This is a genomic window from Enterobacter sp. J49 (assembly GCF_002148625.1).
Classification (GTDB): Bacteria; Pseudomonadota; Gammaproteobacteria; order Enterobacterales; family Enterobacteriaceae; genus Enterobacter; species Enterobacter ludwigii.
On record NZ_MWPY01000030.1, the window covers coordinates 496,517 to 518,659 of the forward strand.

Sequence of the window (22,143 nt, forward strand, 5' to 3'; positions counted from 1 at the left end):
GGGCGGATTTTATCATAATACTTTGCGCACTGCTTCCCTATTTCAGGAGCAATTACGCTGGCGTTAAATGGAGGCAGACATCCGGGCCCACCGGACGAATCTCGCTAAATTTGAGTTGTGGTGCATCGCCAAGTTTTTCAAGACCCGGCAGCACAAACAGGCCACGCGCATCGTTACCCAACAGTTTAGGTGCTACGTAGACAATCAGCTCATCCACCAGCCCGGCCTGCAGCAGCGCGCCGGCCAGCGTCGGCCCCGCTTCTACCCAGATACTGTTCACCTGTTGCTTACCAAGCAGCATCATCAGCACCACTAAGTCGAGGTGCCCGTTATGCTCTGGCACCATGATGCTGCGTACGCCTTGCGGCCATTCACGCGCATCGTCCTGCGTGCGTGCAATCCAGGTTTCGCCCGGCTGTTGCACGATGCGGTGCGCAGGCGTGATGCGATTCTGGCTATCGATGACAATACGCAGCGGCTGACGCAGGTTTTCCTGCGGGTAGCACGCCTGGGTATCGGCATTCAGTTCATCCCAGCGCACGGTCATGGCAGGATTATCAGCCAGAACCGTTTCACTGCTGGTGAGGATAGCATGGCTTTGCGCGCGCAGACGTTGCACATCGCGCCTTGCCTGCGCAGAGGTGATCCACTGGCTCTCGCCGTTCGCCATCGCCGTACGACCATCCAGTGAGGCCCCAAGCTTAAGCTGAATGTACGGGAACCCGGTGCGCATGCGCTTCAGGAAGCCTTTGTTGATCGCTTCTGCATCCTGCATCATCAGACCGTGACTGACATCAACTCCTTCCTGCTGCAGTCGATACAGGCCACGTCCGGCAACCTGCGGATTGGGATCCTGCATCGCCGCGACACCGCGCGCGACACCCGCCGCAATCAGTGCTTCGCAGCACGGCGGGGTACGGCCGTGGTGGCTGCAGGGTTCCAGCGTCACGTAGGCCGTTGCACCGCGCGCCTTTTCGCCGGCCATACGCAGGGCATGAACTTCGGCATGGGGCTCACCGGCACGGTAGTGAAACCCTTCGCCCACGATCTCGCCATCGTTGACAATGACGCACCCGACGTTAGGGTTGGGATGGGTGGTAAAACGACCGCGCTGCGCCAGCTTCATGGCTCGCGCCATGTAAATCTCATCCTGCATGAGCTTAATCCTGTAAGCGGGCGATCTCTTCGCCAAACTCTTTGATATCTTCGAAACTGCGGTACACAGAGGCGAAGCGGATATAGGCGACCTTATCGAGCTTTTTCAGTTGCTCCATCACCAGGTTGCCAATCATCTTGCTTGGCACCTCGCGCTCACCCAAACCACGAAGGTACGATTTTATGTGGTTTAACGCCATTTCGACGTCATCTGCACTGACAGGCCGTTTTTCCAGCGCCTTGAGCATCCCGCTGCGCAGTTTCTCTTCGTTAAACGGCTCACGCACGTCGTTACTTTTTACCACGCGCGGCATTACCAGCTCTGCAACCTCAAAGGTCGTGAAACGCTCGTTGCACACCAGACATTGCCGGCGGCGGCGTACGGAAGACCCTTCGCCCACAAGGCGAGAGTCGATAACTTTGGTATCCACAGCGGAGCAGAATGGGCAATGCATACGGTATCCCTGTTATGTGGTTAACTGATTTTCATTTTACCCTGATCTGGCCTGACAACAAAGGAAGAGCTTTTTGAGACAAAGGATCTATGCCTGTTGATGCGATGCTGGCTACCATTACGGAGATCCGTTATTTCAAGGAAATAAACGCAATGACAAGACGTTACCTGAAAATATTGCTGGTGGGGAGTCTGTTTACCCTTAGCGCCTGTGCACAGCAAACCGAAGTCCGTCAAATGAAACAAAGCGTGAATACGCTCAATACCGCGATGGACAAACTGAACAAAGAAACCGTGAAGATCACCCAGCAAAACGCGCTGAATGCCAAATCAAGCAGCGGGGTTTATCTGCTGCCCGGGTCAAACACCCCGGCGCGCCTCAACAGCCAGATTGGCACGCTGAAAATGTCGCTGGTTAACGTGGCGGCCAATGCGGATGGTACTCGCGCAACATTACGTATTCAGGGGGAATCCAACGATCCTCTGCCAGCCTTTAGCGGCACCGTCGAGTGGGGGCAGATTCAGGGCACCACCGAGAACTATCAGGAAGTGAACGTGAAGAGCCAGCTGTTCACCGCTCCCGCCAGCGTGCTGGCCCCGAGCGATGTTGACATTCCGATCCAGCTGAACGGACTTACGCCGGATCAGTTAGGTTTCATCCGCATTCACGATATCCAGCCCGCCGCGCAGTAATCCCCTTTCAGCGGAGTGCAATGTCACTCCGCTAACATTTACAATCCGCAAAGATTGGCAACAGAAATCATTGCCGCTACAATCCCCGCCGTTTAAAGTACGCAAACGTGAACGCAATCGATTACGCGTGTGAGAGATATGTGAAACAACACATATTTTTGTGAGCAAGGATTCCTATAATAGGCTCCGCAGAAACACGAAATATTTAGAAACGCAATTCGCGCATTTTTCACTCCCGGAAGGGAATTTCAATCAGTGGCATGATTATGAAAAAAACATTACTCGCGGCTGGCGCCGTGCTGGCACTCTCCTCCACTTTCACTGTTAACGCAGCGGAAAACGATAAACCACAATACCTCTCCGACTGGTGGCACCAGAGCGTTAACGTGGTCGGCAGCTATCACACCCGTTTCGGACCACAGATCCGCAACGATACCTACCTGGAGTACGAAGCCTTCGCCAAGAAAGACTGGTTCGATTTCTACGGCTATATGGATGCACCGGTCTTCTTCGGCGGTAACACCGATGCGAAAGGTATCTGGAACCACGGTTCCCCCCTGTTCATGGAGATCGAACCCCGCTTCTCCATTGATAAGCTGACGGGCACCAGCCTGGCGTTTGGTCCATTCAAAGAGTGGTACTTCGCGAACAACTACATCTACGACATGGGCCGTAACGCGTCCGGTCGTCAGAGCACCTGGTATATGGGTCTGGGTACCGACATCGACACCGGTCTGCCAATGAGCCTGTCCCTGAACGTCTATGCGAAATACCAGTGGCAGAACTACGGTGCCGCGAACGAAAACGAGTGGGATGGCTACCGTTTCAAAGTGAAATACTTTGTGCCAATTACCCAGCTGTGGGGCGGTAACCTGAGCTATATCGGTTTCACCAACTTTGACTGGGGTTCAGACCTGGGCGACAACGACTTCCGTGATCTGAACGGTAAGAAAGCGCGTACCAACGACTCCATCGCCTCCAGCCACATCCTGGCGCTGAACTACGATCACTGGCACTACTCCGTTGTTGCGCGTTACTGGCATAACGGCGGTCAGTGGAACGATGACGCAAGCCTGAACTTCGGCAATGGCGACTTCAGCGTACGTTCTACCGGCTGGGGTGGTTACCTGGTTGTCGGTTACAACTTCTGATGTGAAAGAAGGCAAAAACGGACAAAGCCAGCTGATATGCTGGCTTTTTTATTGCTTCACCTTGCGCAGAAAATCCGCCAGCGATCGCTCCGCGCTTTCGCTAAAACGCCTCTGCGTGAGCGTAATATTCAGACACCTGTCGAGCCGGAAGCAGCGGTAGTCATCACGCCGTTCACACCACGCGGCCAGCAGCCAATGCTCTCCCCAGAAGAACAGCCCCAGCGGCTGAATGTCGCGCCATGTCAGATGCCCGGCTTCATCACGATAATGCAGCGCCAGTACGCACTGGGCAGAAATAGCCTGATGAATAACATCAAAGTCGCTGCGCGAATGCGGCTGAAGCGCAATATCCGGCGCATATATTCGCGTCTGCTCCGCCTTACGTCGGCTCTCCTCGGGCAGGATCGCCAGTACCTTCTCCTGCGCCGACTCAAGCTCACGCGAGAGCGAGTCGCCCCCCCAGGTTTTCAGCAGACGGATGGCGACCATCAGCGCTTCAGATTCTTTGTTCGTCAGCATCAGCGGAGGTAAGTCAAAACCCGACATCAGCCGATAGCCGCTTCCCGCCTCCCCTTCCACCGGCACGCCGGAAAGCGACAGGTCGCGGATATCACGGTATACGGTCCGTTCCGATACGCTCAACCTGTCCGCCAGATGCGCTGCCGTTGTCAGACGCCTGCCTCTCAGGATCTGCACAATCTGAAACAAACGGTCAGCGCGTCGGGTCATATCGTATTCAGCTCTCAGGCAGGTTGATGGAGGCCGACGCGATTACCTTCGCTGTCGGTAAACAAGGCTATGGTGCCAATGCCACGCGGCAATTCCAGCGGGCCAAACACGCACTCGCCACCCGCAGACGCGATGCGATCGAGCGTTGCCGCCAGGTTGTCAGTATGCAGGTAAATAATAGCGCCCTGTACGGACGGTGTAATGCCCTCAAATTTTGCCAGCGCGCCGCCGGTGGCCGGATCGTCATGCGGGAAAACGGCTAACTCAGCCACATCCATTTTCTCTCGTCTCAGCTGTACCTGCATCACGGGCTCATAAAATTTGATAGCGCGATCCATATCGGCGACCGGAATTTCAAACCAGTTAATTACACTCTTCATACATCCTCCTGCCTGTTGTTTGGGTTCGAAAAGAGTCTACGACAGGGCTCCTGACAGCATACTGTCAGGAGTGTTTGGCAGGAGCAGATAAAAAAAATCCCGGTCAACAGACCGGGATTTCAGGAACGAACGACACGTCGTCTTACGGCAGAATAGACGGCTGATCCGCCCCTTCTTTCTCGACTTTCTGCTGGAGCAGGTGCTCGCGCTTCATGCCAAGTTTCAGTGCCAGTGCGGAGGCGACGTAGATAGACGAAGCCGTACCGATAGAGACACCGATCAGCATGGTCAGCGAGAAGCCTTCCAGTACCGGGCCACCGAAGAGGAACAGCATCAGGATCACCATCAAGGTGGTTCCGGATGTGATCAACGTACGGTGCAGCGTCTGGGTCAACGACACGTTAAAGATTTCGTACGGCGTACCGCGACGGATCTTACGGAAGTTTTCACGAATACGGTCAGATACCACGATACTGTCGTTCAGTGAGTAACCGATAACGGACATCAGGGATGCCACGATAGTCAGGTCAATCTCAATGTGGAACAGAGACAGTATGCCCATGGTGATCACCACGTCGTGCGCCAGGGCGATAACCACACCCGCCGCCAGTCGCCACTCAAAGCGGAAACCGACGTACACCAGAATGGAGATCAGAGCCACCAGCAGCGCCATCGCACCGGTTTGCGCCAGGTCAGCACCTACGCTTGGCCCGACGAACTCGATACGCTTAACCGTCGCATGCTGGTTGGTTGTTTCGTTAACCACGTTAACAACCTTGCTGCCCAGCTCCTGGCTGCCGTTCGCATCGTGCACCGGCGGCATACGCACCATGATGTCACGGCTGCTGCCGAAGTTCTGCAGCAACGGCTCTTCAAAGCCCGCTTTCTGCAGAGACTGGCGCATCTGGTCCATATCGACCGGTTTTTCCAGGGAGATCTCAATTACCGTACCACCGGTGAAATCAAGACCCCAGTTAAAGCCTTTCACGCCCATCACGATAAGGGAGAGGATCAGCAGTAAACCTGAAATGCCGAAAGCCCAGTAGTCCCAGCGCATAAAGTCCCAGACTTTACGGCCGTGGTTCAATTGTTCAACAGTATATTCCTGTGCCACAACGCACTCCTCAGATAGACAGCTTTTTGACGCGCTTGCCGCCATACAGCAGGTTCACGATGGCACGGGTGCCGACAATAGCGGTAAACATTGACGTTGCAACACCGATACCGGTGGTGATCGCAAAGCCTTTGATAGCGCCAGTCCCCACTGCATACAGGATAAGAACCTTAATCAGTGTTGTTACGTTCGCATCGAAGATGGAGCTGAATGCCCCTTTGTAGCCTTCGTCAATCGCCTGCTGAACAGAGCGACCGTTGCTTAACTCTTCTTTGATACGTTCGTTTATCAGTACGTTGGCGTCGACCGCCACCGCAAGGGTTAAGACGATACCGGCAATCCCCGGCATGGTCAGCGTCGCCCCCGGCAGCAGAGACATGATGCCGATAATCAGCACCAGGTTCGCAACCAGTGCGCTTGTCGCAATCAGACCAAACTTCTTATAGAAGAAGATCATGAAGAGGATGGAGACCACCAGACCGGCCAGACACGCTTCCAGACCCTGCTTGATGTTTTGCATCCCCAGCGTTGGACCAATGGTACGTTCTTCAACAATCTGAATCGGTGCAATCAGCGCACCGGCACGCAGCAGCAGTGAAAGCTGACGCGCTTCGTTCGGGTTGTTGATACCAGTGATGCGGAAGCTGTTACCCAGACGAGACTGGATGTTGGCGATGTTAATCACCTCTTCCTCTTTCACCAGCACCGCGCGGCCGTTTGCATCTTTCTTACCGCTGTCTTTGTACTCCACGAACAGGGTCGCCATCGGTTTACCGATGTTGTCCTTGGTGAAGTTAGACATGATGTTACCACCCGCGCTATCCAGCGAGATGTTAACCTGCGGCTGGTTGTATTCGTCCTGGCTGGATGTGGAGTCGGTGATGTGGTCACCGGTCAGGATCACGCGTTTGTACAGCACAACTGGCTGACCTTCGCGGGTCTGTTTCACTTCCGAATCGCCCGGAATACGGCCTGCGGCAGCAGCGGACTGATCGACGTTGGAGTTAACCAGACGGAATTCCAGCGTGGCAGTTGCCCCCAGAATCTCTTTCGCACGTGCCGTGTCCTGAATCCCCGGGAGTTCCACCACGATACGGTCAGCACCCTGACGCTGTACCAGTGGCTCAGCAACCCCCAGCTGGTTTACACGGTTACGCAGAATATTGATGTTCTGCTGAACGGCGTATTCACGGGCTTCTTTCAGGCGAGCATCGGTCATCACCGCGCGCAGCTGGTTGCTGCCCTGAGAGGTGATCACGAGGTCACGGTGACGTTGAGTCAGGTAATCTACAGCCTGATCGCGCGCCGCGCTGTCGCGGAACGTGATGCTCATACCGTAGTTATCTTCTTTACGAACGGTAGTGTAAGCAATACCTTTTTCGCGCAGATCGCTGCGCAGGCTGTCGATGTTTTGTTCCTGCAGTTTGCCGAGCGCGGTATCCATATCCACTTCCATCAGGAAGTGAACACCGCCACGCAGGTCAAGACCGAGTTTCATTGGCTCTGCATTCAACGCAGCCAGCCAACGCGGGGTTGCAGGAGCAAGGTTAAGCGCCACGACGTATTTATCACCCAGCACGCCCATCAGCACTTCGCGAGCGCGGAGCTGCGTGTCGGTGGTGTCGAAGCGAGCAAGAATTGCGCCCTCTTCCAGAGCCACAGACTTAGCGGTAATTTTTTCTTCTTGTAACGATTTCTGGACCTGGATCAGCGTTTGCTCACTGGCGGCGACACCGCGCGCGCCAGTGATTTGAACAGCCGGATCCTCACCATACAGGTTGGGAAGCGCGTACAGCAGGCCGACGAGAATCACGGCGACCAGCATGATGTACTTCCACAAAGGATAACGGTTTAACACGGCAGTTCCCTTTGGGAAAAGTTGGGATTACAGCGCCTTCATGGTGCCTTTCGGCAGAACGGCAGCTACGAAGTCACGTTTGATAACCACTTCAGTGGTGTCGTTCAGGGCAATAGCAATGTAGCCACTTTCAGCCACTTTGGTTACGCGACCGACCAGACCACCGTTGGTCAGCACTTCATCACCTTTGGCAATGGAGTCCATCAGCTTTTTGTGCTCTTTGGTACGCTTCTGCTGTGGGCGCAGGATCATGAAGTAGAAGATCAGACCGAACACAACCAGCATCAGAATCAGAGACATCGGGCTGCCCTGCGCCGGAGCACCTGTTGCCGCTACCGCATCAGAAATAAAAAAGCTCATTCAAATTCCCTCATTATTAAAATTAATCAACGTTCAAAGGTGGAACGGTTCGACCCTGACGTTGGTAAAAATCGGTCACGAAGCTCTCTAATTTACCCTCTTCAATAGCCTTGCGTAAACCAGCCATTAAGCGCTGATAATAACGAAGATTATGAATGGTATTGAGACGCGCGCCCAAAATCTCATTGCAACGATCAAGATGATGCAGGTACGCGCGAGAATAATTGCGACAGGTGTAGCAATCGCACTCGGAATCGAGCGGGCTGGTGTCACTCTTATGCTTCGCGTTACGGATTTTCACCACGCCATCGGTCACAAACAGATGACCGTTACGCGCGTTGCGGGTTGGCATAACGCAGTCGAACATATCAATGCCGCGGCGCACACCTTCAACCAGGTCCTCAGGTTTACCCACACCCATCAGGTAACGGGGTTTATCTGCCGGGATTTGCGGGCAGACATGCTCCAGAATGCGATGCATGTCTTCCTTCGGTTCACCCACAGCCAAACCGCCGACAGCGTAGCCATCAAAACCTATCTCTACCAGACCTTTAACAGAGATATCGCGTAAATCTTCGTAAACGCTGCCCTGGATAATACCGAACAGCGCATTTTTGTTCTGCAGGGAGTCAAAGCGGTCACGGCTACGCTTCGCCCAGCGCAACGACATCTCCATGGAGCGTTTCGCGTAATCCCAGTCGGCCGGGTATGGCGTACATTCGTCGAAAATCATCACGATATCAGAGCCGAGATCGTACTGAATCTCCATAGACTTTTCAGGATCGAGGAAAATCGGATCGCCGTTGATCGGGTTACGGAAGTGTACGCCCTGCTCGGTGATCTTACGGATGTCGCCCAGGCTGAAGACCTGGAAACCACCGGAGTCGGTCAGGATCGGGCCTTTCCACTGCATGAAGTCATGCAAATCGCCGTGCAGCTTCATGATCTCCTGACCAGGACGCAGCCACAGGTGGAAGGTATTGCCGAGGATAATCTGTGCGCCAGTGGCTTCCACTTCTTCCGGCGTCATCCCTTTTACGGTGCCGTAGGTGCCCACAGGCATAAACGCGGGAGTTTCCACCACGCCGCGATCAAACACCAGGCGGCCGCGACGTGCGCGACCATCGGTGGTATCGAGTTCAAATTTCATTTTTTCTCCGACGTCAGAAAAACAGTCCAACGTTGTAAAACGGTGCCGCGGACTTATTCCCCGACACGCTCATTCAAAGCCTGCGGATTGTACGTGATAAACATCGCGTCCCCGTAGCTAAAAAAGCGATATTTTTGTTCTACCGCAGACTTGTACGCCGCCATGGTGTGCTGATAACCCGCAAAAGCGGACACCAGCATAATCAGCGTTGATTCAGGCAGATGGAAGTTGGTTACCAGGGCATCAATCACGTTGTACTGATAGCCCGGGTAGATAAAGATCTGCGTATCGCCAAAGAAAGGCTCAATCAGGTCATTTTTGGCGGCCTGCGCGGCGCTCTCAAGGGAGCGTACCGACGTGGTGCCCACTGCCACAACGCGGTTACCGCGTGCTTTGGCGGCCAGAACAGCATCCACCACCTCTTGCGGCACTTCGGCATATTCGGAGTGCATGATGTGGTCTTCGATGCTGTCCACGCGCACCGGCTGGAACGTACCCGCACCGACATGCAGGGTCACGAAGGCCATCTCGATGCCTTTCGCGCGCAATTTTTCCAGCAGCGGTTCATCAAAATGCAGGCCCGCCGTCGGCGCGGCGACCGCGCCAGGTTTCTGGCTGTAAACGGTCTGGTACAGCTCGCGGTCAGCCTCTTCGTCCGGGCGCTCGATGTAAGGGGGCAGCGGCATATGGCCGATCGCATTCAGAATGTCGAGCACCGTGCGCTCGTCATTGAACGCCACCTCAAACAGCGCATCGTGACGCGCGGTCATGGTTGCACGGATGCTCTCATCATCGCCAAGCAGCAGCTCTGCACCCGGCTTCGGCGCTTTAGAGGCGCGAATATGTGCCAGAATACGTTTATCATCAAGCATACGTTCGACCAGCACTTCAATCTTGCCGCCGCTGGCTTTACGGCCAAACAGACGCGCCGGGATCACGCGGGTATTGTTAAAGACCAGCAGATCGCCAGGGTTGAGCTTGTCGAGCAAATCGGTGAAAGTACCGTGCGTCAGCTCGCCCGTCGGCCCATCCAGTGACAGCAAACGACAGCTACTGCGCTCAGGCATTGGGTAGTGAGCAATCAGGGATTCAGGTAGTTCAAAGGAGAAATCGGCGACGCGCATGACGTATACTCGTGACTTAAAAACAGGCGGCATAGTCTAGTGCTCACACCCTTTTGCTGCAACAACTAGCCGCCCCTGGACAAATAAAACGCATGAATTTTCTCGCTCACCTGCATCTTGCTCATCTCGCTGACAGCTCTCTTTCCGGCAATCTGCTGGCCGATTTCGTGCGCGGTAATCCCGCCGACGCGTACTCCGCAGAGGTTGTCGACGGGATTTTTATGCATCGCCGTATCGACGTGCTGACCGATAACCTGCCGGAAGTCCAGGAAGCCAAAGCGTGGTTCCGCCCTGAAACGCGGCGCGTCGCGCCAATCACGCTTGATGTGATGTGGGACCATTTCCTCTCGCGGCACTGGGAAACACTCTCTCCTGAGATGCCCCTAAACGCGTTCGTGCGCTATGCCCACCAGCAGGTGTCCATTATTTTGCCGGATTCGCCGCCGCGCTTTGTGAATCTGAATAACTATCTCTGGTCAGAACGCTGGCTTGAGCGCTATCGCGAGATGGACTTTATACAGAATGTGTTAAACGGGATGGCGAGTCGCCGACCGCGACTCGACGCGCTGCGCGACTCCTGGAATGACCTGGACGCCCACTACGAGGCGCTGGAGACGCGGTTCTGGCAGTTCTACCCGCGTATGATGACCCAGGCGAAAAACAAACAGCTATAACAGAAATGCCATTGATAGGTGAAAGCTTGCTGAACGATTGTTAGCGCCTCTTTGTCTTATCAATGAACACTCTCTATACTGGGCGGCGTTGCGTTCCAAATAACCTTAGTATCTACAGGAGAATCACATGGTTCTGGTAACTCGTCCGGCTCCGGATTTTACAGCTGCAGCAGTTCTGGGCAACGGTGAAATCGTTGAAAACTTCAACTTCAAACAGCACACCAACGGTAAAGCGACCGTTCTGTTCTTCTGGCCAATGGACTTCACTTTCGTTTGCCCGTCTGAGCTGATCGCATTCGACAAACGTTACGAAGAATTCCAGAAGCGTGGCGTAGAAGTTGTAGGCGTCTCCTTCGACTCTGAATTTGTACACAACGCATGGCGTAACACCCCTGTCGACAAAGGCGGCATCGGTGCGGTGAAATACGCAATGGTTGCGGACATCAAACGCGAAATCCAGCAGGCTTACGGTATTGAGCATCCGGACGCTGGCGTTGCACTGCGCGGTTCTTTCCTGATCGACGCAAACGGCATCGTTCGTCACCAGGTTGTTAACGATCTGCCACTGGGTCGTAACATCGACGAAATGCTGCGCATGGTTGACGCGCTGCAGTTCCACGAAGAGCACGGTGAAGTGTGCCCGGCTCAGTGGGAAAAAGGTAAAGAAGGTATGAACGCGTCTCCGGACGGCGTTGCTAAATACCTGTCTGAGAACGTATCCAGCCTGTAATCGGCACGGTTTACGGAAAAGGCCCGCATCTGCGGGCCTTTTTGTTTTGTACGATCTCACTTTCACACGTTAAAACGCGAAGCACGAACACCCCAGCACGCCCCAGAATGCCTGGTCATCAGATACCGGGATATCCGATTGCCGCGCAATGCCGTGCGCATGGCCATGCACCCCGCAGCTACCAATACACTGGTGCATCTGCACCACCGCCCCCACTTTGCTGGCTGCAGGCGGCGCAGAGCGGTAATGCCCCGGGACTTTCACGACCGGTGACCACGACGGTACAACCGGGATCGGCGGCGGTGACAGCGGACTGAAATGACCGGCGGCATACACGACCTTGCCATCCACAACGGTCAGCACCGATTCAATGCCCTTGATCTCCTCTTCCGTCACGCTGAAGTAATCTTTCGACAGCACCACCAGATCCGCAAGCTGCCCTTCAACCAGACGGCCTTTTTTACCCTGCTCGCTGGAAAACCACGCGCTGCCTGCGGTCCACAGCTCCAGCGCTACCTCACGCGGCAGGCGGTTATTGTCGTCATACATCGCCAGGCCGCCGACGGTTCGCCCGGAGACCAGCCAGTAGAGCGCCGTCCACGGGTTATAGCTCGCCACACGGGTTGCGTCGGTACCTAGCCCAACCGGCACGTCCAGTTCCAGCATTTTCGCCACCGGCGGCGTGTGTTTCACCGCCTCTTTGCCGTAGCGGTCGACGAAATATTCGCCCTGGAACGCCATACGGTGTTGCACCGCAATACCGCCCCCCAACGCTTTGACGCGCTCGATATTACGTTCGGTAATGGTCTCCGCATGGTCAAAGAACCAGTGCAGGCCGTTAAACGGAATCTCACGGTTCACCTTCTCAAAGACATCCAGCATCCGGCTGATGGATTCGTCATAGGTGGCATGCAGCCGGAACGGCCAGCGGTTTTCCACCAGGTGGCGCACCACGCGTTCCAGCTCGTCTTCCATCCCTTGCGGCAGATCCGGGCGCGGCTGGAGGAAATCTTCAAAATCCGCCGCCGAGAAGACCAGCATCTCTCCTGCCCCGTTCGCACGATAAAAGTCTGTGCCCTGCCCCGGTTTGAGCATATCGGTCCAGCGCTCAAAATCCTCCAGCTCCTGTTTAGGGCGCTGGGTGAAGAGGTTGTAGGCAATACGCACCGTCATCTGCTCTTTGGCGTGCAGTTCGGCAATCACCTCGTAATCTTCCGGGTAGTTCTGGAAGCCGCCGCCGGCATCAATGGCGCTGGTCAGCCCCAGACGGTTAAGCTCACGCATAAACTGGCGCGTGGAGTTAACCTGCTGCTCAATGGGGAGTTTCGGTCCTTTTGCCAGCGTGGCGTAGAGGATCATCGCGTTAGGTTTAGCGATCAGCAGCCCGGTCGGGTTGCCGTGGTTATCACGCACAATCTCCCCGCCCGGCGGGTTTGGCGTCTCTTTGGTGTAGCCGACAGCTTTCAACGCGGCGCGGTTAAGCAGGGCACGATCGTAGAGGTGCAGGACAAACACTGGCGTATCCGGTGCCGCCTCGTTAAGCTCTTCGATGGTCGGCATCCGGCGTTCGGCGAACTGAAACTCGCTCCAGCCGCCCACCACCCGAACCCACTGAGGTGAAGGTGTACGATCGGCCTGATCTTTCAACATCCTTAGCGCATCCGCCAGCGACGGTACGCCTTCCCAGCGCAGCTCGAGGTTGTAGTTCAGCCCGCCGCGGATCAGGTGCAGGTGCGAATCGTTAAGCCCGGGGATCACCGTACTTCCCTTCAGATCGACAATCTGCGTTCCCTGCGTCGCATAGCTCATAATGCGATCGTGGTTGCCCGTCGCCAGGATCTTGCCGTTAGCAATAGCCACCGCTTCCGTGAGCGGGTTTTCGCGATCGAGGGTATGGATCTTACCTTTGGTTAAGATCAGTGTGGCAGTTTGAGACATAACGTACTCCTTTCAGCCGAATCAGGCTTTTTTGAGCCATCCGGCAAACAGACGGGTCACGATGGGCATCCACAGCCAGACCACCAGCGCGACCACACAGGCATCGTTAATCAGATGCAGCAACAACGTACCTTTCAGGCCAGGAAGCAACGCACCGGTCACCAGCGGCACCAGGTTGGTACTGGGGAAGATAACCAGCAGGGTAATGAGAAACTGTTTCCACTGTTTAGGCTTACGCACATGAGGCTCCGGTGGAGTAAACCAGAACGCCGCCTCGGTACGCACTTCGGTTTTATCGCCTTCCGCCAGCAGCGGTTCAATCTCTTTTACCAGCGCATTACGGGTATCGGACTGGGTCCACGCAGAGAGGTGTTCGAGGGTGTCGAAACGGATTATCACCGTCCACAGATGTTGTCCGTCGGTCGGGCGGATGACGTTCGCGCCAAGATGCCCCGGAAATTCCGCCGCGATGGGCATGATCTTACCCAGCCACTGTTCGTATCGCTCAGCCTGACCCGGCAGCAAGGTGTGGGTGATCACCAGCGTGACATGCGATGTGTGCGCCATAATAGTTTCCTGGTCATTAATGGGCGGGAGAACCCCGCCCTGAAAGGTTTACGCTTTGCGTTCTGGCGCACCGTGAACGAGGGTGTAGGCATAGTCAACGCCCATGCCATAAGCGCCGCTGTGCTCACGGACCAGGTCCATGACCGCGTCGTAAGTGCCTTTGCGAGACCAGTCGCGCTGATACTCAAGCAGCACCTGCTGCCAGGTCACAGGAACCGCGCCCGCTTGAACCATACGGTCAATCGCACGTTCATGGGCATCTACGGAGGTACCACCGGAAGTATCGGTCACTACATAAACTTCAAACCCTTCATCCAGAGCCATCAGCGCCGGGAAGGTCAGGCAAACTTCGGTCCACAGGGCTGAGATGATAAGTTTCTTGCGGCCCGTTGCTTTCACTGCCGCAACAAACGCATCGTCTTCCCAGGAGTTCATAGAGGTACGTTCAATCGGTTTAACCGTCGGGTGAACCGCCAGCAGTTCTGGCCAGATGTATCCGCTAAAGCTTTTTGTTTCGACAGAGGTGTAGATAACCGGAACATCAAAAATTTTGCCTGCTTTTGCCAGAGCCACCGTATTATTCTTTAATAACTGACGGTCAATATTTGCCACGCCAAAAGACATTTGCGGTTGGTGATCGATAAAAATCAGTACGGAATTGGACGGGTCAATCAGTTCACGAATAGACATAAAAGTACCTTTTAATCAATGTGTTAAAAGCCAACGTTTTGGTGTGCTATATGAGAAAGGGCCCTGACTGATAAAGCAATTTGAGTATAGCGAGAATTGATTGAGCGGATAGTAAAGATATTTGTCCCCTCTGTTGAAATTAACCGAACAACTTAGGGGAATTTTCAGCAACCGGGAAATAAACCGGTTGCTGATGACGATTAATTTCCGAACCAGACGGAGGCGGAAATGGCCGGTAGGGAGAGAATGCCTTCCTGAATCGTGCCTTTACCCTCTTTGCGTTGCCACGCCTTCACGTGCAGCAACGGAGAGTCATCCAGCACCACTTCACAGGCTTCTCCGCGGTTGATGGCGACCAGCACGCGTTGCTGGTTGTAGACGCGGGCAAACACCACCACGTTATCGTGGGCATACACCACCTGACAGCCACCGTAACGCAGCGCCTGGTTCTGTTTACGAAGCTTAGCCAGACGCTGGTACAGGCTGAGCAGCGCCTTGTCCTGCTTCGCCGGATCCCAGGGGAAGGTTTTGCGGCAGAAGGGATCGTTGTTCCCCTCCAGCCCCACCTCATCACCGTAGTAAATGCACGGCACGCCTGGCCAGGTGAAGAGCCAGGTAACGGCCAGCGGCAGACGTGCCACATCCTTGCCAAGCAGGGATTTAAAACGTGCGGTATCGTGGCTGTCCAGCTGGTTAAACATCCGCAACTGCTGCTGATGCGACAGGCTGGCGCGGTAGTTATCCATCCATGCCATACAGGTTTCGGCGTCGATATGCTGCGGATCGTAGGAGATATCGGTGTTCGCCAGAAATCCCCATAGCGGGAAGGTAAAACCGCGGTAGTTCATGGCCGAATCTTCTGCATCGGCTTGCAGCCACTGGCGTGCATCGCCAAAATGCTCGCCAAAGACAAAGGCCTCCGGCTGCGCGGCTTTCGCTGAGCGGGTGATACCTGCAACGTGCTGAAGGTTATTACGCGCTCCGCCCGCTTCACCCAGCATATGCACCACGTCAAGACGCCAGCCGTCCATGTTCCATGGTGCCTTAAGCCAGTGGCGGACAACGCTGTCTTCACCGCCGTAGATTTCGTTGACCAGAGAAGGCGACTGGAAATCCAGCTTCGGCAGGCTTGGGTAGCCCAGCCAGTCCAGCGCGTAGCCCTCTTCATTAAAGCTGTACCAGTCACGCTGCGGCGAATCCGGGTTATGGCATGCCCCGCTCATCGACTGGTTATGACGGTCAAACCACGCGTGCGAATCCCCGCTGTGGTTGAACACGCCGTCCAGAATCAGGCGCATCCCTTCGTTTTTAGTGTTCTGTCGCAGGCGCAGCAGCGCGGCATCGCCGCCAAACTGCTCATCAACATGACGATAATCTTCGGTGTCGTATTTATGCACGCTCGGGGCTTTAAACACCGGGTTAAGGTACAGCGCCGTCACGCCCAGTTTTTTCAGGTACGGGAGTTTTTCGCTGATCCCGTCGAGATCGCCGCCGTAAAACGTCGAGCCACCTGCCTGCGCGGTCAGCGGTTCATCCCATGCTTTGAGGATAATGTCGTGACCTGCTGCGTGGTGGTAATAAACCTTGTCCTGGTCTGCAGTGCGCTTTTCGCTTCGGGCAAAGCGGTCCGGGAAAATCTGGTAAAACACCTGATCGTTAACCCATTGCGGGCCATTGTCCGGGTAATCGACGGCAAACTGCTCCAGCCGGGCCGGCGGAAAACGGCTAAACCCCTGCGGGGTAAACCACAGCTGGCGGTTATTCCACAGCAGTTTAAAACTGTAGCGACGACGCGGCTGTCCACGGGTTAAATCGATGTTTGCCCGCCACGCCGTGATCCCGGGCTGCGGCTGGCTGCGCTGCTTATGCATTTTCAGCGCGGTCTCTTCGTTATCAATTTCGGCGCGTAGCGTCACGCGTTCAGGCTGATTTTCCCCCGCCAGCCAAAGCGTAATCACAAGGTTGTCTTTGTTTTGCTTAACAAATGGGGCAACCGGAAGGTGCCAGGCGTTTAACATCACGAATCCCCTTTGATGAAATTGACGTCACCTTGCCACAGGGGGGTTAAGGTTAGCTCATCATGACGAGGTTTATTGAGGGAGGAGGACGGGGGAGGAGGCATCAGCGTGAGCGGATGCCTCCTTCCAGTCCCACTGCGGGGAGACGGAAGTTTACTGTGCCTGCGCCAGCTGACGGTCGCGGCGGCATTTGAACATCCAGCCCAGCAGCAGCAGGACGATCCACGCACAGCCCACGTAAAGGGAGATACGGGTATCCGGATGATAGCCAATCAGGGCGATGATAAAGACCAGGAAGACCAGACCGACAGCGGTTGTCACCACCCCACCCGGCACTTTGAACTTCAGCGCTTTCGCCTCTTCCGGTGACAGACGGCGACGGAACGCAATCTGTGACAACAGGATCATGATCCACACCCACACGGTCGCGAAGGTCGCCAGCGACGCAATCACCAGGAACACATTCTCCGGCATGATGTAGTTCAGGTAGACCGACAGCAGCAGGGCTACGGTCATCACCATTACCGTCACCCACGGCGTGCCGCGACGAGAGGTTTTGGCAAACACCTTAGGCGCACTGCCCTGCTCCGCCATTCCGTGCAGCATGCGGCCCACGCCAAAGACGTCACTGTTGATTGCCGAAAGCGAGGCGGTCAGCACCACAAAGTTCAGGATACTGGCGGCAAACGCGATGCCCATATGCTGGAAGGTCAGCACAAACGGGCTGCCGTTAGTGCCCACCTGGTTCCACGGGTAGATGGACATAATGACGAACAGCGTCCCCACATAGAACACCAGAATACGCATTGGCACTGAGTTGATGGCGCGCGGAATGGATTTCTCCGGGTCTTTCGCTTCCCCGGCGGTAATGCCGATAATCTCGATCCCGCCGTAGGCAAACATGACCATCTGCAGCGACATCACCATGCCGAGCCAGCCGTTGCTGAAGAAGCCGCCGTTGCTCCAGAGGTTATGAATCCCCGTTGGCTGACCGCCGTTGCCGATACCCCAGATGATGATCCCGAAGCCCGCGATAATCATGATGATAATGGTGGCAACTTTGAAGAAGGAGAACCAGAACTCCAGTTCACCAAACACCTTCACGCTCATCAGGTTGACGGCACAGATGATCAGCACCACGCTCAGCACCCAGATCCAGTGCGGAACCGCGGGGAACCAGACGCCCATGTAGATGCCAAAGGCGGTAACGTCGGCAATGGCCACAATCAGAATTTCGAAGCAGTAGGTCCAGCCGGTGATGAAGCCCGCCAGCGGGCCTAAGTTTTCCTGCGCATAGCGCGAGAACGAACTGGCAGACGGATTGTGAACCGACATCTCCCCGAGGGCGCGCATGATAATATACGCGGCCACGCCACCGATGATGTAGGCCAGCAGAACGCTGGGACCGGCCATTTTAATGGCATCTGCCGAGCCATAAAAAAGACCGGTACCGATAGCGGATCCCAGCGCCATAAAGCGAATGTGGCGGGTGCTGAGTCCACGTTTGAGTTTGTTAGTGCTTTCCATTTAAATCTTGCCATTCAACTCGAAAAAAACAAAAAACCACGGGGCCTTAAGCCCCGTGGTTAAACAGTTTGTTGCCGTTGATTAATGGGCGTTCGATGCGACCTGACGCCCTGCAGCACGATCCCAGATAATGGCCAGAACCAGTGCAACAACGGTAGGCATCAACCAGGCCAGGCCTTGCTCGGACAGCGGCAGACGCTGTGTCCAGGCTGGCAGTATTTGCGCAAAGGCGGATGCTTTAATCCCGTCAAGGATACCAAAAATCAGGCTGATAAACATGGCTGGCGCAATAATTCGCGACGAGTTGTTCCACCACGGGCGGGTGAAGCTCAGCACCACCAGCACGATACATGGCGGATAGATGGCCGTCAGCACCGGGATAGAGACCTGAATCAGGTGGCTCAGACCGAGGTTTGACACCGCCATGGAGAAGATGCCCAGGATAAAGACCAGCGTACGGTAAGAGAGCGGCAGATACTGAGCAAAGAACTCAGCGCAGGCGCAGGTCAGCCCCACGGCGGTGACAAGGCACGCCAGGAAAATCAGTACCGCCAGCAGCAGACTACCCGCACCACCAAAGGTGTGCTGTACGTAAGCATGGAGGATCGCCGCGCCGTTGGCATTTTGATCGACCAGTATGGCGCTATCTGAGCCCAGACGGAACAGCGCCAGGTACAGCAGCGTCAGCCCTACACCGGCCATCAGGCCAGCCCAGATGGTGTAGCGAGTCAGCAGACGCGCTTCCGTTACGCCGCGGGAACGTGCGGCATTCACGATAACAATACCAAACACCATTGCGCCCAGCGTATCCATCGTCAGGTAGCCGTTCACAAAGCCATTGGAGAACGCGGCGTTTTTATAGGCGTCCATCGCATCGCTAATCGGGCCTGCGGGCCAGACGATGGCCGCAACCGCCAGCACAATCAGCGCCACGATTTTCAGCGGAGCCAGGAAGTTACCCACGGTATCCAGCAGCTTGCCCGGATAGAGGGAAACCAGAATCACAATCGCGAAGTAAATCAGGCTGTAGATAAACAGCGGCATCGCGCCATCGCCAGTCAGCGGGGCAATCCCCACTTCGAAGGATACGGTCGCGGTACGCGGGGTCGCAAACAGCGGGCCAACGGCCAGATAGCAGACGGTCGCCAGCAGAATGCCGGCCACTTTGCCAATCGGGGTGCTGAGGCTATCAACGCCACCACCGACTTTCGCCAGCGCGACGACGGTCAGTACCGGCAGACCCACAGCAGTAATCAGGAAACCAAACGCAGCGGTCCAGACGTGTTCACCCGCCTGTAAGCCAACCATTGGAGGGAAAATGATGTTGCCTGCGCCAACGAACAGCGCAAATGTCATAAAGCCCAGCGCGATGATGTCACGCGATTTTAAGTGATGGGTCATAAAACCTTACTGCCTGTGGATGTGGTGTTGAAAACATTGAGATTTTCGCTATCTCTGACGGGACGATACAGCGGAAAATTTGCTCAATTTCAGCGGGATATGCTCCCGTCCTGGCGTGGAGAAGAATAGTTTTTCGATTTACCACGCAAATACAGTCGGTATGACAGTATCTGGGGCGCAATTTAAACGCTTATAACGTTTAAAGGCAAGATGGGATCGTGAAACCAGAACAATATGCCAGCATCAAAAATCAGACCAGCACAATACGCTAATTATAAGAAAAACCCATGGCTAATCATGCGAACAAAAAACAGCCAGCCGTATAATATTCAGCCGCGTTTCGCTTGACTGCAAAGCAAACGGGCCAGCAAACGCTGGCCCGTGGAAAGGTAAACTGACACGCCTGTCGTCAGGCGATCTTTTTGGCAATTAATCGTTCCGGGATAACGAAACTGAAGCGGGTTCCCTTACCCAGCGTGCTTTGAATATCGAGACGGCTTTCATGGTGATTCACCGCGTGTTTCACAATAGCCAGCCCCAGACCGCTGCCGCCGGTCTGCCGTGAGCGCGCTTTATCCACCCGGTAGAAGCGCTCGGTCAGACGCGGGATGTGTTCAGGTGCGATCCCCGGCCCGTTATCCTCTACGCTGAACTCAGCGCCCGTTGGCGTGTGCTGCCAGCGCACCACGATATCCGTCCCCGCTGGCGTATGATTCACCGCGTTATACACCAGATTGGAAATGGCGCTGCGCAGCTCATCTTCGCTGCCAAGCACCTTGAGCGTGTTGTCGACCTCGAAGGTCAGCTGATGCATTTTATGGCTTAACGTCTGCGCTTCGCGCTCCACCACCCGCAGCATCATCGGAACATCAATGGTGTCATTCAATGCCAGCGAGGGGGCGGCCTCAATTTTCGAGAGCGTCAGCAGCTGTTTCACCAGCCCTTCCATACGGTGCGTTTGTTCACGCATCGTATGCAACGCTTTCTCGCGCGGCGCGCCTTCCAGCGTTTGCTCCTGCATCATCTCCAGGTACCCCTGAAGCACCGTCAGCGGAGTGCGTAATTCGTGGCTGACGTTGGCAAAGAAGTTGCGTCGCGCCCCTTCCAGCTGGTGCATCTGGGTGACATCACGGGCAACCATCAGCCACTGCTGGTCGCTGTAAGGCATCACACGGATTTCCAGATGGCGCCCATTATTGAGCTTCAGGTTGTGGGGGCGGGTAAAATCACGCTTTTTCAGGTACAGCGTGAACTCGGGATAACGCAGAAGGTTGAGGATGTTCTGGCCATTATCGTCCGGCCAGCGCAGGCCCAGCAGCTGTTGCGCGAGGCCGTTACACCAGAAGATCGTCCCTTCTTCGGTCGTCAGAATGACAGCATCCGGCAGCGACTCAGCGCCGCTACGGAAGCGTTTGATCAGGCTTCCCAGCTCCCGACGACGCTTTTTGTTACGCATCTGCATCTGGTGCAGACCGTACAGCAGCGGCTCCCAGCTTCCGCTTCCCGGCGGAGGCGTCATACTTCGGTCAACCCATAGCCACCACGAGAGGCGCAGCAGGTTCCAGAAATGCCAGATCAGCAGCCCGGTAACCGACGCCAGCAGAAACCACGGCAAATATCCAAGAAAGGCCCCCAGAATGAAGGCCGGAATACAGCATAAGATCAGTTCAAAGACGAGCCTTTTCCATGACAGACGTTCCAGCACGCGTCACACTCCTGTCATTGTTCAGAAACGGGTTGAAAAACGATAACCCGTGCCGCGGACCGTCTGCACCATGCGATCGTGGCCGCTCAGTTCCAGCGCTTTTCGCAGGCGGCGGATATGTACGTCAACCGTCCGGTCTTCGACATACACGTTAGTTCCCCAGACGTTATTCAGCAACTGTTCGCGGCTGTATACGCGCTCCGGGTGAGTCATAAAGAAATGCAGAAGTTTAAATTCGGTAGGCCCCATATCGAGGGGATTTTCACCGGTCATGACGCGGTGTGAGGTAGGGTCAAGGCTCAGTCCCTGCATCTCAATCACCTCTTCCACCGCCATCGGTGAAATGCGGCGCATAACGGCTTTAATGCGGGCAACCAGCTCTTTCGGTGAGAACGGTTTGGTAATGTAATCGTCCGCCCCCGTTTCCAGACCGCGTACGCGATCCTCTTCTTCACCGCGCGCCGTGAGCATCACAACCGGTATATCGCGGGTTAGCGCTTCACGTTTCAGGTGTTTGATAAACTGCAGCCCGGAGCCGCCAGGCAACATCCAGTCGAGCAGAATCAGATCGGGCCAGGGTTCATTCAGCTGGTTCACCGCGCTGTCATAATCTTCCGCCTCAACCGGCTGGAAGCCATTTTGCTCGAGCACGAAGCATACCATTTCACGAATCGGAGCTTCATCTTCTACGACCAGAATACGTCTCGCCATACTTTGCCCTGTTT

At 55.3% G+C, this 22,143-nt stretch carries 21 protein-coding genes; 4 read left to right on the forward strand and 17 right to left on the reverse strand.

Annotation, left to right across the window (positions count from 1 at the left end; genetic code table 11):
• Window positions 1-52 precede the first annotated feature (52 nt).
• A complete protein-coding gene (gene ribD, locus BJP35_RS11205; protein WP_086463102.1) occupies window positions 53-1,156 on the reverse strand; it encodes a bifunctional diaminohydroxyphosphoribosylaminopyrimidine deaminase/5-amino-6-(5-phosphoribosylamino)uracil reductase RibD in 1,104 nt (367 codons plus the stop codon).
• Window positions 1,157-1,160: 4 nt separating this feature from the next.
• Entirely contained in the window at window positions 1,161-1,610 is a 450-nt protein-coding gene (gene nrdR / locus BJP35_RS11210) for a transcriptional regulator NrdR (protein ID WP_008503337.1), read from the reverse strand.
• Between the two features lie 152 nt (window positions 1,611-1,762).
• On the opposite strand from nrdR, the gene BJP35_RS11215 reads away from it, so the two are divergent.
• Both BJP35_RS11215 and BJP35_RS11220 read left to right on the forward strand, forming a co-directional pair.
• Entirely contained in the window at window positions 1,763-2,302 is a 540-nt protein-coding gene (locus tag BJP35_RS11215; protein ID WP_025204974.1) for a DUF3251 domain-containing protein, read from the forward strand.
• Window positions 2,303-2,568: 266 nt separating this feature from the next.
• A complete protein-coding gene (locus tag BJP35_RS11220) occupies window positions 2,569-3,453 on the forward strand; it encodes a nucleoside-specific channel-forming protein Tsx (protein ID WP_025204975.1) in 885 nt (294 codons plus the stop codon).
• A 48-nt stretch (window positions 3,454-3,501) separates the two neighbouring features.
• Here BJP35_RS11220 and BJP35_RS11225 read toward each other — a convergent pair whose 3' ends face one another.
• The 7 genes from BJP35_RS11225 to queA all read right to left on the reverse strand — a co-directional run bounded on the left by BJP35_RS11225 (window position 3,502) and on the right by queA (window position 10,168).
• On the reverse strand, window positions 3,502-4,182 hold the full coding sequence (locus BJP35_RS11225) for a YafY family protein (RefSeq protein ID WP_014168847.1): 681 nt from the start codon (window positions 4,180-4,182) through the stop codon (window positions 3,502-3,504).
• Between the two features lie 14 nt (window positions 4,183-4,196).
• On the reverse strand, window positions 4,197-4,562 hold the full coding sequence (locus BJP35_RS11230; protein WP_020885224.1) for a VOC family protein: 366 nt from the start codon (window positions 4,560-4,562) through the stop codon (window positions 4,197-4,199).
• A 142-nt stretch (window positions 4,563-4,704) separates the two neighbouring features.
• Window positions 4,705-5,676 (reverse strand): protein translocase subunit SecF, encoded by a 972-nt coding sequence (gene secF, locus BJP35_RS11235; protein WP_020885225.1) that lies wholly within the window; start codon window positions 5,674-5,676, stop codon window positions 4,705-4,707.
• Window positions 5,677-5,686: 10 nt separating this feature from the next.
• Window positions 5,687-7,534, reverse strand: a complete 1,848-nt coding sequence (gene secD, locus BJP35_RS11240) for a protein translocase subunit SecD (RefSeq protein ID WP_014168844.1) — start codon at window positions 7,532-7,534, stop codon at window positions 5,687-5,689.
• Between the two features lie 27 nt (window positions 7,535-7,561).
• Complete coding sequence (gene yajC, locus BJP35_RS11245) at window positions 7,562-7,894, reverse strand: preprotein translocase subunit YajC (protein WP_000007630.1); 333 nt, start codon at window positions 7,892-7,894, stop codon at window positions 7,562-7,564.
• 22 nt (window positions 7,895-7,916) lie between these two features.
• The gene (gene tgt / locus BJP35_RS11250; RefSeq protein ID WP_020885227.1) at window positions 7,917-9,044 is read right to left on the reverse strand and encodes a tRNA guanosine(34) transglycosylase Tgt; all 1,128 of its coding nucleotides are present in this window, start codon (window positions 9,042-9,044) and stop codon (window positions 7,917-7,919) included.
• Window positions 9,045-9,097: 53 nt separating this feature from the next.
• Complete coding sequence (gene queA, locus BJP35_RS11255) at window positions 9,098-10,168, reverse strand: tRNA preQ1(34) S-adenosylmethionine ribosyltransferase-isomerase QueA (RefSeq protein ID WP_032677507.1); 1,071 nt, start codon at window positions 10,166-10,168, stop codon at window positions 9,098-9,100.
• A 92-nt stretch (window positions 10,169-10,260) separates the two neighbouring features.
• On the opposite strand from queA, the gene acpH reads away from it, so the two are divergent.
• Together acpH and BJP35_RS11265 are read left to right on the forward strand one after the other, a co-directional pair.
• Window positions 10,261-10,842: an ACP phosphodiesterase gene (gene acpH / locus BJP35_RS11260; protein ID WP_047744156.1), complete on the forward strand. Its 582-nt coding sequence runs from the start codon at window positions 10,261-10,263 to the stop codon at window positions 10,840-10,842.
• Window positions 10,843-10,969: 127 nt separating this feature from the next.
• Window positions 10,970-11,572 (forward strand): peroxiredoxin, encoded by a 603-nt coding sequence (locus BJP35_RS11265; RefSeq protein WP_014168840.1) that lies wholly within the window; start codon window positions 10,970-10,972, stop codon window positions 11,570-11,572.
• Window positions 11,573-11,641: 69 nt separating this feature from the next.
• Here BJP35_RS11265 and BJP35_RS11270 read toward each other — a convergent pair whose 3' ends face one another.
• The 8 genes from BJP35_RS11270 to phoB form a co-directional block, all read right to left on the reverse strand.
• Complete coding sequence (locus BJP35_RS11270; RefSeq protein WP_014168839.1) at window positions 11,642-13,510, reverse strand: amidohydrolase; 1,869 nt, start codon at window positions 13,508-13,510, stop codon at window positions 11,642-11,644.
• A gap of 21 nt (window positions 13,511-13,531) precedes the next feature.
• Entirely contained in the window at window positions 13,532-14,077 is a 546-nt protein-coding gene (locus BJP35_RS11275) for an antibiotic biosynthesis monooxygenase (RefSeq protein ID WP_014168838.1), read from the reverse strand.
• Window positions 14,078-14,125: 48 nt separating this feature from the next.
• On the reverse strand, window positions 14,126-14,767 hold the full coding sequence (locus BJP35_RS11280) for a hydrolase (RefSeq protein WP_047744157.1): 642 nt from the start codon (window positions 14,765-14,767) through the stop codon (window positions 14,126-14,128).
• Window positions 14,768-14,967: 200 nt separating this feature from the next.
• Window positions 14,968-16,785, reverse strand: a complete 1,818-nt coding sequence (gene malZ / locus BJP35_RS11285) for a maltodextrin glucosidase (RefSeq protein WP_032681572.1) — start codon at window positions 16,783-16,785, stop codon at window positions 14,968-14,970.
• Window positions 16,786-16,938: 153 nt separating this feature from the next.
• Window positions 16,939-18,312 (reverse strand): proline-specific permease ProY, encoded by a 1,374-nt coding sequence (gene proY / locus BJP35_RS11290; RefSeq protein ID WP_014168835.1) that lies wholly within the window; start codon window positions 18,310-18,312, stop codon window positions 16,939-16,941.
• Between the two features lie 81 nt (window positions 18,313-18,393).
• The gene (gene brnQ, locus BJP35_RS11295; protein WP_014168834.1) at window positions 18,394-19,713 is read right to left on the reverse strand and encodes a branched-chain amino acid transporter carrier protein BrnQ; all 1,320 of its coding nucleotides are present in this window, start codon (window positions 19,711-19,713) and stop codon (window positions 18,394-18,396) included.
• Between the two features lie 409 nt (window positions 19,714-20,122).
• A complete protein-coding gene (gene phoR / locus BJP35_RS11300; RefSeq protein ID WP_014168833.1) occupies window positions 20,123-21,418 on the reverse strand; it encodes a phosphate regulon sensor histidine kinase PhoR in 1,296 nt (431 codons plus the stop codon).
• Between the two features lie 21 nt (window positions 21,419-21,439).
• Window positions 21,440-22,129 carry a phosphate response regulator transcription factor PhoB gene (gene phoB / locus BJP35_RS11305; protein WP_008503265.1) on the reverse strand — a complete coding sequence of 230 codons (690 nt, stop codon included), beginning with the start codon at window positions 22,127-22,129 and terminating at the stop codon, window positions 21,440-21,442.
• Window positions 22,130-22,143: the final 14 nt, after the last annotated feature.

Excerpts from the sequence above, each read along its gene's own strand:
- proY (WP_014168835.1), bottom strand. The coding sequence starts at position 18,312 with ATGGAAAGCACTAACAAACTCAAACGTGGACTCAGCACCCGCCACATT.
- yajC (WP_000007630.1), bottom strand. The coding sequence starts at position 7,894 with ATGAGCTTTTTTATTTCTGATGCGGTAGCGGCAACAGGTGCTCCGGCG.
- phoB (WP_008503265.1), bottom strand. The coding sequence starts at position 22,129 with ATGGCGAGACGTATTCTGGTCGTAGAAGATGAAGCTCCGATTCGTGAA.
- malZ (WP_032681572.1), bottom strand. The coding sequence starts at position 16,785 with ATGTTAAACGCCTGGCACCTTCCGGTTGCCCCATTTGTTAAGCAAAAC.
- BJP35_RS11220 (WP_025204975.1), top strand. The coding sequence starts at position 2,569 with ATGAAAAAAACATTACTCGCGGCTGGCGCCGTGCTGGCACTCTCCTCC.
- BJP35_RS11275 (WP_014168838.1), bottom strand. The coding sequence starts at position 14,077 with ATGGCGCACACATCGCATGTCACGCTGGTGATCACCCACACCTTGCTG.
- queA (WP_032677507.1), bottom strand. The coding sequence starts at position 10,168 with ATGCGCGTCGCCGATTTCTCCTTTGAACTACCTGAATCCCTGATTGCT.
- brnQ (WP_014168834.1), bottom strand. The coding sequence starts at position 19,713 with ATGACCCATCACTTAAAATCGCGTGACATCATCGCGCTGGGCTTTATG.
- BJP35_RS11265 (WP_014168840.1), top strand. The coding sequence starts at position 10,970 with ATGGTTCTGGTAACTCGTCCGGCTCCGGATTTTACAGCTGCAGCAGTT.
- tgt (WP_020885227.1), bottom strand. The coding sequence starts at position 9,044 with ATGAAATTTGAACTCGATACCACCGATGGTCGCGCACGTCGCGGCCGC.
- BJP35_RS11230 (WP_020885224.1), bottom strand. The coding sequence starts at position 4,562 with ATGAAGAGTGTAATTAACTGGTTTGAAATTCCGGTCGCCGATATGGAT.
- BJP35_RS11270 (WP_014168839.1), bottom strand. The coding sequence starts at position 13,510 with ATGTCTCAAACTGCCACACTGATCTTAACCAAAGGTAAGATCCATACC.
- ribD (WP_086463102.1), bottom strand. The coding sequence starts at position 1,156 with ATGCAGGATGAGATTTACATGGCGCGAGCCATGAAGCTGGCGCAGCGC.
- acpH (WP_047744156.1), top strand. The coding sequence starts at position 10,261 with ATGAATTTTCTCGCTCACCTGCATCTTGCTCATCTCGCTGACAGCTCT.
- BJP35_RS11225 (WP_014168847.1), bottom strand. The coding sequence starts at position 4,182 with ATGACCCGACGCGCTGACCGTTTGTTTCAGATTGTGCAGATCCTGAGA.
- nrdR (WP_008503337.1), bottom strand. The coding sequence starts at position 1,610 with ATGCATTGCCCATTCTGCTCCGCTGTGGATACCAAAGTTATCGACTCT.
- BJP35_RS11215 (WP_025204974.1), top strand. The coding sequence starts at position 1,763 with ATGACAAGACGTTACCTGAAAATATTGCTGGTGGGGAGTCTGTTTACC.
- BJP35_RS11280 (WP_047744157.1), bottom strand. The coding sequence starts at position 14,767 with ATGTCTATTCGTGAACTGATTGACCCGTCCAATTCCGTACTGATTTTT.